General features: G+C 66.1%; 10 protein-coding genes and 1 tRNA gene. 2 read left to right on the plus strand and 9 right to left on the minus strand.

From position 1 onward, the window contains the following. Positions 1 to 257: 257 nt before the first annotated feature. Both VFT73_RS12515 and VFT73_RS12520 read right to left on the minus strand, forming a co-directional pair. Positions 258 to 1,448, minus strand: coding sequence for a site-specific integrase (locus VFT73_RS12515; protein WP_326411604.1), 1,191 nt, complete (start codon positions 1,446 to 1,448; stop codon positions 258 to 260). A 95-nt stretch (positions 1,449 to 1,543) separates the two neighbouring features. Beyond that, positions 1,544 to 1,620: transfer RNA gene (locus VFT73_RS12520), tRNA-Arg, on the minus strand. Between the two features lie 83 nt (positions 1,621 to 1,703). Between VFT73_RS12520 and VFT73_RS12525 the strand changes: the two genes are divergently transcribed. Beyond that, the gene (locus VFT73_RS12525; protein ID WP_326411607.1) at positions 1,704 to 2,189 is read left to right on the plus strand and encodes a hypothetical protein; all 486 of its coding nucleotides are present in this window, start codon (positions 1,704 to 1,706) and stop codon (positions 2,187 to 2,189) included. Here VFT73_RS12525 and VFT73_RS12530 read toward each other — a convergent pair. Genes VFT73_RS12530 through hemB form a run of 5 tightly spaced genes read right to left on the minus strand, consistent with a single transcriptional unit; the run spans position 2,167 to position 7,921 of the window. After that, positions 2,167 to 2,727, minus strand: a complete 561-nt coding sequence (locus VFT73_RS12530; protein WP_326411609.1) for a gamma carbonic anhydrase family protein — start codon at positions 2,725 to 2,727, stop codon at positions 2,167 to 2,169. The genes VFT73_RS12525 and VFT73_RS12530 overlap by 23 nt on opposite strands. Further along, positions 2,715 to 3,257 carry a GNAT family N-acetyltransferase gene (locus tag VFT73_RS12535; RefSeq protein ID WP_326411611.1) on the minus strand — a complete coding sequence of 181 codons (543 nt, stop codon included), beginning with the start codon at positions 3,255 to 3,257 and terminating at the stop codon, positions 2,715 to 2,717. The genes VFT73_RS12530 and VFT73_RS12535 overlap by 13 nt, the downstream gene beginning before the upstream one ends. Then, positions 3,254 to 5,485, minus strand: a complete 2,232-nt coding sequence (locus VFT73_RS12540; RefSeq protein WP_414712825.1) for a spermidine synthase — start codon at positions 5,483 to 5,485, stop codon at positions 3,254 to 3,256. The genes VFT73_RS12535 and VFT73_RS12540 overlap by 4 nt, the downstream gene beginning before the upstream one ends. A gap of 25 nt (positions 5,486 to 5,510) precedes the next feature. Then, positions 5,511 to 6,929 (minus strand): pyridoxal phosphate-dependent decarboxylase family protein, encoded by a 1,419-nt coding sequence (locus tag VFT73_RS12545; RefSeq protein ID WP_326411615.1) that lies wholly within the window; start codon positions 6,927 to 6,929, stop codon positions 5,511 to 5,513. After that, complete coding sequence (gene hemB / locus VFT73_RS12550) at positions 6,926 to 7,921, minus strand: porphobilinogen synthase (RefSeq protein WP_326411618.1); 996 nt, start codon at positions 7,919 to 7,921, stop codon at positions 6,926 to 6,928. Before hemB ends, VFT73_RS12545 begins: the two co-directional genes overlap by 4 nt. A 29-nt stretch (positions 7,922 to 7,950) precedes the next feature. Here hemB and VFT73_RS12555 point away from each other — a divergent pair, with 29 nt between their 5' ends. Next, positions 7,951 to 8,832: a diacylglycerol kinase family protein gene (locus VFT73_RS12555; protein ID WP_326411620.1), complete on the plus strand. Its 882-nt coding sequence runs from the start codon at positions 7,951 to 7,953 to the stop codon at positions 8,830 to 8,832. On the opposite strand, the gene VFT73_RS12560 is transcribed toward VFT73_RS12555, so the two are convergent. Both VFT73_RS12560 and VFT73_RS12565 read right to left on the minus strand, forming a co-directional pair. Further along, on the minus strand, positions 8,829 to 10,283 hold the full coding sequence (locus VFT73_RS12560; RefSeq protein WP_326411622.1) for an MATE family efflux transporter: 1,455 nt from the start codon (positions 10,281 to 10,283) through the stop codon (positions 8,829 to 8,831). The two genes, VFT73_RS12555 and VFT73_RS12560, sit on opposite strands and share 4 nt — an antisense overlap. Positions 10,284 to 10,493: 210 nt before the next feature. Continuing rightward, on the minus strand, positions 10,494 to 13,183 hold a 2,690-nt coding region (locus VFT73_RS12565; RefSeq protein ID WP_326411624.1), incomplete at its 5' end, for a valine--tRNA ligase.

Genomic DNA, 13,183 nt, shown 5'->3' on the forward strand with positions numbered 1-13,183 from the left:
GTATGCAGTTGCGATAGGCGATGTCCGCACCGTCCACCAAACAGGAATAGCAGCTATTATCAGGTAGAGAATAATCGAGTTTCTAGTTTTCTTGGACATGGTGTATTCATATACTCGGCTAGATATCGTCTAAGGCCTATCTTGGTGTAGTCCTTTCGTTTTTTGGGTTAGAATATTGGTGGCGGCTAATCAATTTGTTGAATACGCCTTTCTTTTCGAATTTTCGATTCTGCAATCTATCCACATTTTTGAGATTGTCAGCTACTCTTAAATCTTTTTGGTTGGCGTAGAATTTTGATTGCAGCTGCATTCAGCGTAGTTTGAATGTGCGCCGCATAGAACTTTTCAATCATCTCGACGCTAGTGCGGCAATTCTTCGCGATCTGATAAATGTCGGCTCCTTCCATAAGACGAAAGCAGATGTAGCTATGACGTAGGCTATATGCGGTGCGGCGCTGGCCTTCGCGATCGAGCTTAAGCCCCGCCTCTTCTAGCACCTTGTTCAGCATACCATGCTGCCGGCTGGGGAAAACTCGGGCTGTGGGCTTGGGCGGGACTGCCTTTGTCTCCGGTATCTTGGGCTTGGCCGTGTAGCGCTCGCGGATGCGCTCGAACGGTCGCACAGCTCCCCGCGTGCTCTTACAGTAGCCGACACCGCGTTTGCCGCGCACACTGATGAGCAAAATGCGCTCACCAGTATCTTTGTCATCAATAATTTCCACGTCCCGGTATTCAAGTTTCGCGGCTTCGTCCGGCCGCAGCCCTGTGTTCGCCATGAAGAGCACGTAGTCGTGGAGTTGGGCGGCGGCCTTTCGCTTGTGGTTCTTCTTGTCGTTGGCCCGCTTGCGGGTGGCCTCATAGAGCGCCTTGTATTCCCGGGGGCTGAACCACGCTCGGTGCGCGATCTTGCCTGATGATTTATAGGGCGCCGTTAGGTCCGGGACCCCGGCGAGCCAGCCGTGGCGCACGCCGGTCTTGAGCACCTGCCGCAGCGTGACCAGCTCGTGATGCAGTGTCGTGCGCGCGGGTGGCCGCGCAGACTGCCGCCGATGGATGCGATATTCCTGCACCAGCCCTGGCGCGACCTGCGACAGCCCCTTTGAGCCGAAGAACGGGTTTAGGTGTAGGCGAATGCGGTCCTTATGGCCCCGCACATATGCTGGGCTGCGCTGGCCCTCGGTGATGACCTCGTATTCGCGCTCGAATACCTTGGCTGCCTCTTTGAAGGTCTTCTCCGCAACCACCTCGCCCCGCCTGACCTTACCGTGAAGCGTGAGATACCAATCCTCCGCAAAGTCTTTGGCAAGCGCGAGGCTATCGGTGCCGGTCGAGGCGCGGTGGTTCTTCCCGACCAAATACGTGGAGCATTGCCACTTGCCGCTGTTCTCGCGACGGTAGACGTGGAGCTTGCCGCCCAAAAGGCTGTGCTTAGTCGCTGATTCGAGCATGAGTTCATTCTCCGCTACGATCCCTCTCCTCGCGCTGTGCAAGGGATGTGTAAGGCGGACAAATGACTCGTCGAGCGAGCTAAGCATTTGAAAAATGGCGCGCCCGGAACGATTCGAACGTCCGACCCTCAGATTCGTAGTCTGATGCTCTATCCAGCTGAGCTACGGGCGCGCGGGAAGCGGCGACATAGGCGGGTCGTTCGGCAGATGCAAGGCCATTGCGGCCATCAATCGAACGACCTAGGCGAGGCGGCGATGACGCGCCTGTTTCTCCTTGTTTCGCTGATGCTGGCCGGCTGCTCAAGCGCGGGTATCGGCCCCTCGCTTGCCAAGCGGCCGATCGAGGACCGCGATCTGAGCGAGCCGGTGCGGCAGGTCGCTCCGCCGGCGCCCGCCGACGCTGCGCTGAAGGCGCAGATCGATGCTCTCCTCCAGCGCGCGCAGGCGGGCCAGACCGGCTTTGCGGCACTGCTGCCGAAGGCGGACAGTGCCGCTTCCGCCGCCGGAGCCGAGGGCAGCGAAAGCTGGGTCGTGGCGCAGGAACTGCTGAGCGCACTGGAAAGCGAGCGGGCGCCCTCGACCGCAGCATTGGCGGAGCTGGACGCGCTGATCGCGGAGCGGGTCCGGACCGGCAGCGACGTGGGCCTGTCGGAACTTCAGGCTGCCGACGCACAGGTGCAGGCGATGGTCGAAGCCCAGCAGCGCGACTTCGAACGGCTCAGGACCCGGATCGTCCGCTGATCGCCGCCCGGTGGGCGCGGCCGTTTTCGACATAGTGCGCCACGCCGACCGCGTTGCCGGCAGCTTCCGCCTCGGTCAGCTCCCGCATCAGCTTCGCCGGCCGGCCGGCCCAGAGCTCGCGCGGACCGATGCGGCGGCCGGGCGTCAGCATCGCCCCGGCGGCCAGCATGCCTTCGCTGTCGATCGCGCAGCCGTCCATCACGATCGCGCCGAGCCCGACAAAGCTGCGGTCGGCCAGCGTGCAGCCGTGAACCATCGCCATATGGCCGATCAGCACATCCTCGCCGATGATCAACGGATGCCCTTCCGGCGTGCCGGGCCGCGGCGAATCGACGTGGCAGACGCTGCCGTCCTGGATGTTGGTGCGGGCGCCGATGCGGATGAAGTTCACGTCGGCCCGCAAGACGCAATTGTACCAGATGCTGACGTCCGGCCCGATCTCGATATCGCCGATCAGCCGGCAGCCGGGTGCGATGAAGGCGCTGTCGTGGATGCGCGGGCCACGCCCATGGATTTCGATCAGGGTCACCCCGTCCATTCGTCGCTCCCGATCCTGTAGGTCACGTGCCGGCCATAGCCGGGCATGTCGAAGTCGAGGTCCGGCCGCGCGGTCATGCCGATGCGGCGCATCAGGCCCCAGCTGGATGCGTTCTCCGCCATGGTGATCGCATAGACCTGGTCCAGCGCGAAGCGTCCGAAGGCGAGGCCGAGCGCGGCCGTCGCCGCCTCCTTCGCATAGCCCTTCCCCCAGGCATCCTCGCGCAGGCGCCAGCCGATTTCCGGCTGGTCGACCAGTGCCTCGGGCGAATTGTCGACGCGCATCGGCTTCAGCCCGCAAAAACCGAGAAATGCGCCGTCCGCCTGCCGCTCCACTACCCAGAAGCAGAAACCGTTTTGGGCCTCGCAGGCGCGGATGCGGGCGGCCGCGGCTTCGATCTGCTCACGCGTCTGCAGGCCGCCCAGATAGCGGGTGACCGCCGGCGTGTTGCAGGCGGCTTCGAAGGCATCGACGTCCTCGTCGCGCCAGCTGCGAAGCGTCAGGCGGGCGGTCTGATGCGCGAAGCTCATCGGAACACCTTAACCAGCGGCAGGATGGTCGCGTAGTCGTCGCTCCAGCCGGCAAAGCCCGGATCGGGCTGTAACGGGCGCCAGGCGCCGTCCGGGGGCGCGCCGGCCATCACCTCGCCCAGCACTGCCGGATCGCGGGTCATCAGCACCCAGTTGGAGGCGGAGAGATAGCGATAGTCGGGGCTGCCGGGCGGGACCGCATCGTCATATTCCGCGGCCAGCCAGCCGCCGTCCCTCGCCGCCGCCGCCACGACCGGCTCAAGATCGAGAAAACGGTTCGAGATATGGACCAGCAACATGCCGTGCGGGGCGAGCACGCGGCCGTAGATGGCGAACGCCTCGCGAGTCAGCAGGTGCATCGGGATCGCATCGGACGAAAAGGCGTCGAGCACGAGGAAGTCGAGGCTGGAGGTCGGCGCCCCGGCCAGCGACAGCCGCGCGTCACCGATCACGATCTTCGCATCCGGATTGCAGCGGGCGAGGTAAGTGAACTTCCCCGTCTCGCGCGCGATATGCGCGATCGTGGGGTCGATCTCGTAGAAGCGCCAGTCCTGCCCCGGGCGCGTATAGCAGGCAAGCGTGCCGGTGCCGAGGCCGACGGCACCGACGCGCGCCTGCGGGCCGGCGATTTCGGGCAGCAGCAGCATCGCCTGGCCGACGCCGGACGACGGGCTGTAATAGCTGGTCAGCTCCCGTTCGCGCCCGGGAGTGAGGATCTGGAGACCATGCGACGTGGTGCCATGCGCAAGCGTGCGTGTGTCGCCTTCGTCACGGATCGTGTAGACGCCGAAATAGCTGCGGAAGCGCGCATTCGGCGTCAGCGAAAGGCGGATCGCGTCATAGCCCCCGAACACCAGGATCATGCCGGCAAGCCCGATCAGGAACGGCACCCGCTTGCCGATGCAGAAGAAGGTCAGCACGCCGATTGCGCCGGCGCCGATCCAGGTCGCATGACCCCACATCCACCGCCACGGCTGCTCGATCGCGACCGCCGCGATCGCGATCGTCAGCACCAGCATCAGGACCGTCAGCAAGGCCGCCCGCCGGCGGTTGTTCCAAAGCCGCTCGGTCCAATCGAACAGGAAGGCCTGCGGCACCAGCGCTGCCGCCGCCAGGATCAACAGCGGATGCTCGTAGGTCCAGTCGAAAACCAGAGGCGCGATCAGCCCCGAGAACAGGCCACCCAGCGCGCCGCCGATCGACATGCACAGGTAAAAGCCGGTCAGGTAGATCGGAGCCGGCCGAGTCCCGTACATCTGCGCGTGCAGCGTCACGGCGACAGCGAACAGCAGCGCCAGCTCCACGCCGGCGGTGAAGAACGGCATGCGCGGCGAATTCTGAACCTCGAAGCCGCCCATCGCGACCAGGATCAGCGGCGATAGCCGACAGATCAGCGCGACGACGCTGCGCTGCCCGAAGGCAAGCGTGAAGCTCAGCAGATAAAGACCGAGCGGGATCACCCACATCAGCGGGATCGCGACGATGTCGGTGGTCAGATAGGTCGTCGTCGACAACATCAGCCCGGAAGGGACTGCCGCCAGCGCAATCCACCAGAGGCGGCGGCGCAGAGTTGGCGGCGCTTCGGCGGTGTAGCCGGCGTCCGACGTGTCAAGTCCCGCGCGCGGCAGCACGGCCGCGCAGGCAAGCGTCAGCACCACCAGCAGCACATAGCCGCCGGTCCAAAGCGCGCTCTGTTCGGCCAGCGGCAGCCGCGGCTCGACGAGCAGCGGATAGCTGAGCAGGCCGGTGAAGCTGCCGAGGTTGGACGCGGCGTAGAGCGGATACGGGTCCCGGCCCCCGGTCGCAGCGGCATACCAGCGCTGGATCAGCGGCGCCTGCGCGGCGACGGCGAAGAACAGCGGCCCGATCGACAGCAGCAGCAGCCAGAGTACCCAGAAGGCAGGCGACGCGGTTGCGGACGGCGTGCGGCCGATCAGCCCGATCGGCAGCAGCAGCGCAGCGGCAGCCAGCAGGATCAGATGGACGACCGATTGCGTCCTGACGTTCAGCCGCGCGAGACCGTGCGCATAGGCATAGCCGCCCAGGAGCAGCGCCTGATAGACCAGCATCGCGCTGTTCCAGACCGCCGGCGCGCCGCCGAGCCTGGGCAGCGCCATCCGCGCGATCATCGGCTGCACCAGGAACAGCAGAAACGAGCCGACGAAGATCGTGCCAACGAACAGCGGGCCGAGATCGCGGCGCCTTTCGCCGCTCCCCGCCGCCTCGATCGCGCCGACCGCGGTCGCCACTGCCCTACTCCGCTTCCAGCGCCTGCGCCGCGTGCTGCAGCGCGTCGATAGCGGCGTCGACATGCTCCAGATGCGTGCGGAACGACAGGATGGCCGCGCGCAGATGCAAACGGCCATAGATGCGGGTCGAGCTCATGAACACGCGGCCTTCGTCCTGCAGCCGCTTCGTCAGGCGCTCGTTGAAGGCGTCGATATCGCCGTTCGCCGGCCGATAGCGGAAGGCGAACACCGACAGGTCGGGCGGCGCAGCGGTTTCCCAGCCGCGCAGCTCCGACAGCCGCGCGTGCATGTAGCGGGCGAGGCCGATCTTCTCCGACTGGGCAGCGCGGAAGGCGTCGAGGCCCGCGAGCTGGATCGGCAGCCAGAGCCTGAGCGCGCGGAAATGGCGGGTCAGTTCCGGCGACAGATCGGCGGGCGAGACGTCTTCCAGCGCCGCGAACGGCGTCAGGTAATCGGCCGTGGCGCTGAATGAGGCGCGCAGGTTGCGCCCGTCGCGGGCCAGCACCGCGCCCGTGCCATAAGGCAGGAACAGCGTCTTGTGCGGATCGACCGCGAGCGTGTCGGCCCGCTCGATCCCGCGAAGCACTGCCCTCCCCTCAGGGCACAGCATGAACAGGCCGCCATAGGCGCCGTCGACGTGCATCCAGGCGCCGTAGCGGGCGCAGAGATCGGCCATGCTGTCCAGCGGATCGACCGAGCCAGTGTCGACCGTGCCGGCCGAGGCGACGACCAACCAGGGCCGCACCCCTTCGCGACGGTCCTGCTTCAGCGCAGCTTCGAGCGAGTCCAGCGCGATGCGGTGGTTCGCGTCGAGCGCAAGCATCCGGCGCGGCGCGCTCCCGCGGCCGGCGATCTTCAACGCCTTGTCGACGCAGTGATGCGCGGTCGGCGCGACATAAACGGCGCCGCCGCCGTCCGGGTCCAGCGCGTCGCGGGCGGCGACGATCGCCGACAAGTTCGCGATGCTACCACCCGACGTCAGCGCGCCCGCGGCTTCAGCTGGGTAGCCGACCACATCGGCCAGCCAGCGCACGCACGCATTCTCCAGCCGCACGGCACCCGGCGCGGCGGAAGCGAAGCCGGCATATTTGTTGGAGACGTCCGCGAGAAAGTCGCCCAGCGCAGAATGGAACAGCCCGCCGCCGGGGATATAGCCCATGAAGCGGCCGGACGCTGTGGCGATACCGCGCTGCTCGACCTGATCGGACACGAAACCCAGTGCCTTATCGATGCTGATGGGGAGGTCCGGGAAGCCGGGAGCGTTCATCGCGCCGGTGCGATAGGTGGGTGCCTCCGGAAGCGCCGCCAGATAGCGCTCGGCATGCGCGTGGACGGCGGCCATCAACGACGCACGCTCTCCCGCGTCCGGTTCGAGCGGCCGCGCAGCCTCGGCGAGTGCCTCCAGTCGCGCGCGGTCGGTCAACGCGCCAGCAGCCTTGCCGCGAGCGGCGCATGATAGGTAAGCACGCCCGAGCAGCCGGCGCGCTTCAACGACATCAGGCTTTCCAGCACCAGCGCGTCGCGGTCCCCTGCCCCGGCGGCTGCGGCTGCCTCGATCATCGCGTACTCGCCGGAGACGGCGTAGGCGAAAACCGGCACTTCGAACCGCTCCTTCACGCGCCGGATGATGTCGAGATAGGGCAGTCCGGGCTTCACCATCACCGTGTCCGCGCCTTCGGCCAGGTCGAGCGCGACCTCGCGCAGCGCTTCCTCGGCGTTGGCGGGGTTCATCTGGTAGGTCTTCTTGTCGCCCTGCAGGCGGCCGCGCGAGCCGACCGCATCGCGGAACGGTCCGTAGAAGGCGGACGCGTATTTGGCCGCGTAGGACATGATCTGGACGTTGGCGAAGCCCTCGCCCTCGAGCGCTTCGCGGATCGCGGCGACGCGGCCGTCCATCATGTCGGACGGTGCGATGATATCGGCACCCGCGCGGGCCTGGTTCAGGGCCTGCTGGACCAGCACGTCCTTCGTTTCGTCGTTCAGCACATAGCCGGCCGCGTCGATCAGCCCGTCATGGCCGTGCGCCGTGTAGGGATCGAGCGCAACGTCGGTCAGTACGCCAATCTCCGGCACCGCATCCTTGATGGCCCGGGTCGCCCGGCACATCAGATTGTCGGGGTTGAGCGCTTCGCCGCCGTCGTCGGTGCGGAGCGGCTCGGGCGTGTTGGGGAACAGCGCAAGGCAGGGAATGCCGAGATCGCGGGCTTCGCGGGCGCGGTCGACGATGCGGTCGACCGACCAGCGCGAAACGCCGGGCATGGTAGCAATCGGCTGCTCGATGCCTTCCGCTTCGACGACGAACAGCGGCCAGATCAGATCGGCGGGCGTGAGGGCGGTCTCGGCGTGCAGCGCACGACTCCAGGCCGAGGCGCGAGTGCGGCGCAGGCGGAGCGCAGGGTAAGATGCATTGTGCATGCGCCCGACTAGCCCGAAGCGGCGTTCGGATGCCAGTGAAACAGCTTCCCGATCGCGCCGCCCTTGTCGTCAACGCCCGGTCGCGCAAGGGCCGCGACCTGTTCGCCCAGGCGTGCGGGCTGCTGAAGGCGCGCGGGATCGAGCTCAGCGAAGCGCATGCGGTGCGCGATCCGAAGCAACTGCGGCCGACGATCCGCCGCGTGCTGGCGGGTGACCCGCCGATGGTGATCGTCGGCGGCGGCGACGGGACGCTGTCGTCCACGGTCGACGATTTCGTGGCGCACGACACAGTGTTCGCGCTGCTGCCGCTGGGCACCGCCAACAGCTTTGCGCGCACGCTTGGCATCCCGCTGGAGCTGGAAGGCGCGATCGAGGTGATTGCGACCGGCGAGCGGCGGCGGATCGACCTGGGGATGATCGACGGTGACTATTTCGCCAATGCGGCAGCGATCGGCATGTCGCCGCTGATCGCCGAGACCATCCCGCATGGTCTCAAGCGGTATCTGGGGCGAGTCGGCTATCTCGGCTGGGCGGCGATCCAGTTCCTGCGCTTCCGGCCGTTCAGGCTGACGGTCGGCAACGAAACGCTGGACGCCGTCGAGGTGCGCATCGCCAACGGCCGCTTCCATGGCGGCACCGAGCTGGTCGACGATGCCCGGCTCGACAGCGGCGAGATCGTCGTCCAGGCGGTCGTCGGCGAGTCGCGGCACCGGCTGGCCTGGAGCTGGCTTGCCAGCATCCTGCGGCTCAGGGCCAGGAAGCGTACCGTGCGCGAATTCCACGGCGCCGAGCTGCGCATCGTGACCGAGCCGCCGCTCCCCATCTCCATCGACGGGGAAGTGCTGGCCCACACCCCCTGCACCGCACGCGTCGCGCAAGGCATCATCGAGGTGGCGGCACCCCGAAGCTAGCCGACCGGGTTCATCTTCGCCGTGGCGTCGGCATCGGCAAGCGTGCGTTCCTCTGCCTCGGCAGCGCTGGGCGGGCCGACGAGGCGCTGCTTGCGCCAGCCGCCGTGCAGGTAATAGCCGATCGTCAGCAGCATCGACGCGGCCGAGCCGAGCGGGAAGCTCCACCAGATCGCGTCTCCGCCCCAGCTCGGCTCCAGCGCATAGGCAAAGCCGAAGCGGACCGGGAACATCGCGATGGCGAGGATCACCAGCGGGCCGATCACGGCGCCGTTCGCGCGCACCGTCGCCGACAGGACGATCGAGACGCCGAACAGCAGGAAGCTCCAGCTGGCGAGCAGATGGATGCGGGTAGCGATCGCGATGCCGTCCGCGTCGTCGCCGAGGAACAGCCAGAGCACATGCCGGTCGAGCAGGATCAGCACGCCCAGCAGCACGCCCGTCATCAGGATGTTCATCCACACGCCGGCGCGGGTGATTTGGGCGACGCGGTCCCAGCGGTCGGCGCCGATGTTCTGCGCGACCATCGCGCTGACGGCCGCACCGATCGCCATCGCCGGCATCTGGATATAGGTCCAGAGCTGATTGGCGGCGCCATAGGCCGCGGTGGTTTCGGTCCCCTGCTGATTGACCAGACCGATCATCGCCAGCGCCGAAGTCGACACCACGATCATCTGCAAGCCCATCGGGATGCCGAGGCCGACGATCCGCTTCAGCAGTGCCCGGTCGCAGACCAGATAGCGCCATTCGCGACCCCGCAGCCGGATCGGCAGGTCCTTTGCGTAGATGAAGACGACCATGCCGGTGACGCCGATCAGCCCGGCGATCACGGCCGCGACCGCCGATCCCTGAATGCCGAGCGCGGGCGCCGGACCGAGCCCGAGGATGAAGACCGGGTTCAGCGCCACGTCGAGCACCGCGCTCAGCCCCATGAAATAGAGCGGCGTCATCGAGTCGCCGGTGCCGCGCAGCCCCATCATCAGCAACACGGTCAGATAGCTGGCCGGCATGAAGAGGAAGATGACGCGCAGATAGGCGAGCGCGAGCGGGAACACGTCGGGCGGCGTGCTCAGCAGCCGCAGCAGGTCGGGCGCGAAGATCCAGCCGGCAGTCACCGTCACCGCGGCCAGCGCGATGAACAGGCCGAGCGCAGTGCCGAGCGCGCGCCGCGCGGCATCCACATCGCGGCGGCCCATATGCTGGCCGACCAGGATCGTCGCCGCCATGCCGAAGCCGAACACCGCTGCGAACAGCAGGAACATGACCAGGCTGGCGTTGGTGGTCGCCGCCAGCGCCTTTTCGCCGAGAATCTGGCCGATCCAGATCGCGTTGATCGAGCCGTTCAGCGACTGGAGCACCGACGAGCCGAGCGTCGGCAACGCGAACAGAAGCAAAGTCGAGCCGATCGGCCCTTGGGTCAGGTCGCGGCGATTTGCGGGATTCTCACGCGCCATTGATCTCCGCCCCGAATGTTCGCGAATGTTCGCACTACGTAGGAGACGACGAATGGCTCCGTGCCCCCTGACCGCCCCAGCGCGCCCTTTGCACATATGCGCGGATGTAGGACAGCGCGATTCGCTCACACCTCAGTCATGCCGGACTCGATCCGGCATCCACCTGTCTAGCAGAAGAAGGTGGACCCCGGATCAAGTCCGGGGTGACGATCATCCCAAGCGTTTGAGCGCCGCAGTCAGCCGATCCGCTTCGGCGGCCTTTTCGGCATGGTCGGCGCGGGCCTTTTCGACCGCTTCGGGCCTGGCGCGTTCGACGAAGCTGGGATTGGCGAGGCGGCCGGCGAGGGAATCGCGCTCCTTTTCCGCCGCGGCGATCGCTTTGGACAGGCGCGCCCGTTCGGCTTCGAGGTCAATGACGTCAGCCAACGGGAGCATATAACTTGCTTCGTCAACCACGAGGCTGACCGCGCCTTTCGCATCTGACGTCATTTCGGTGCGATCTAGGTCTTCGCCGGTTCTGAAATCGAGCGCCGAACCGGTATTCAACACAACCAAGCGGTCTAGTCGGGCCAATCGATGCAGCGACGGACCCGCCGCTCTCAATCGTTCTATAAGCGGGGTGGGCACCGGAGTAGAAATCTGCAGGCCTTCCATTTTGTGCTCTGCATAGAGCCAAAGCTCGGTGCGAGCTGCCGGAGGAACGTTCATCTCGCTTCGAACCTTCCGGACTTCACTCACCAGCCGGATAAGCCAGTCGATCTCCCTGCCCGCTTCCGGATCGATCGCACGGGCGTCGGCGATCGGCCATCTGGCGACGATCAGGTCGTACGGCCGCTCGCCGAGCGCGTGCCAGAGTTCCTCGGTGATGAACGGCATGAACGGGTGGAGCATGACCAGGATCTGGTCGAGCGCCCAGCCGGCGACGGCCTTGGTCTCCTCATCCACCGCACCCTTGATCAGTTCCAGATACCAGTCGCAGAACTGGCTCCAGACGAAATGGTAGATGGTGTTCGCGGCCTCGTCGTAGCGCAGGTCGGCAAGGGCGAGATCGAGGCGCTGGACGGTCCTGATGGTCTCGCCGACGATCCAGCGGTTGACCGGGAGCGTGGCGGCGGGCGGCTCCAGCGTTGCTGAGGCGCCGATGCCGTTCGACTGGCAGAAGCGCGTGGCGTTCCACAGCTTGGTCGCGAAATTGCGATAGCCTTCGACGCGGCGCTCATCGAGCTTGATGTCGCGGCCCTGGCTTTCCATCGCCGCCAGCGTGAAGCGCAGCGCGTCGGCGCCATATTTGTCGATCAGGCCCAGCGGATCGACCGTGTTGCCCTTCGACTTGGACATTTTCGACCCGTCCGGCGCGCGGACAAGGCCGTGGAGATACAGGGTCTTGAATGGCACTTCTTTCATGAAGTGCAAACCCTGCATGATCATCCGCGCATTCCAGAAGAACAGGATGTCGAAGCCGGAGATCAGGACGTCGTTGGGGTAGTGGCGGGCCAGGAGAGAAGATGAACCCCCTGTTCCGTTCGCTTCGGGCGAAGTCGAGAAGCGCTGTTCCGCGGTCGGCCGTTTCTCGACTTCGCTCGAAACGAACGGAGCTTTTTGTTCTCCCTCGTCCGCTTCCGGCCAGCCCAGCGTCCCAAATGGCCAGAGCGCCGAACTGAACCACGTATCGAGCACGTCTTCGTCGCGGCGGAGCTTGACGTTGCCGGCTTCGCGCTGGGCTTCCTCCTCTGTCTCGGCCACGAAAACGCGGCCGTCGTCGGCGTACCAGGCCGGGATGCGGTGGCCCCACCAGAGCTGGCGGCTGACGCACCAGGGCTGGATGTTTTCCATCCAGTTGAAATAGGTCTTCTTCCACGTTTCCGGCACGACCTTGATCGTGCCCGAGCGGACCGCCTCGATCGCGGGGCCGGCGAGCGTCTTCGCGTCGACATACCATTGGTCAGTCAGCCACGGCTCGATCACGACGCCGGAGCGGTCGCCGAACGGCGTCTGGATCGTACGGTCCTCGACGCGTTCGAGGAGACCGGCCTCGTCGATCATCTGGACGACGCGCTTGCGGGCGTCGAAGCGGTCCATGCCGATCAGCTCGGCGGGGACGAGGCCGTCCTGCGTCTGGACGATCCGCGCCTCGGCATCGAGCATGTTGAGCATGTCGGCGGGCTTGAACCCTGCGCGAACGCCGACGTCGAAGTCATTGAAATCATGGCCGGGCGTGATCTTGACCGCGCCGCTCCCGAGCTCCGGGTCGGCGTGCTCGTCGGTAATGATCGGGATCAGGCGACCGGTGATCGGCAGCTTCACGTTCGCGCCGACCAGGTGGCGATAGCGCTCGTCCTCCGGGTGCACCGCGACGGCCATGTCGGCGAGCATCGTTTCGGGGCGCGTGGTCGCGACCGATATCGACCCGCTGCCGTCCGCGAGCGGATACTTGAGGTGCCAGAACTTGCCCTGGACGTCCTTCGTCTCGACCTCCAGGTCGCTGATCGCGCTCTGGAATTTCGGATCCCAGTTGACGAGGCGCTTGTCGCGGTAGAGCAGTCCCCGCTTCCACAGCTCGACGAACACGTGGACCACGGCTTTCGAGAAGCCCGGGTCCATGGTGAAGCGCTCGTGGCTCCAGTCGCACGACGCGCCGAGCCGGCGGAGCTGCCGAGTGATCGCCCCGCCTGACGTCTCTTTCCAGTCCCAGACGATGTCGAGGAACTTCTCGCGCCCGAGCTCCTGCCGCTTGAGCCCCTGCCCGGCGATGGTCCGCTCGACCACCATCTGCGTGGCGATTCCGGCATGGTCGGTGCCGACCACCCACAGCGCGTCCTTGCCGCGCAGCCGCTCGCGGCGGGTGGGGATGTCCTGGAGCGTATTGTCGAGCGCGTGGCCGATGTGGAGCGAGCCGGTGA

This window comes from Sphingomonas sp. (assembly GCF_035758555.1).
Taxonomy (GTDB): domain Bacteria; phylum Pseudomonadota; class Alphaproteobacteria; order Sphingomonadales; family Sphingomonadaceae; genus Sphingomonas_B.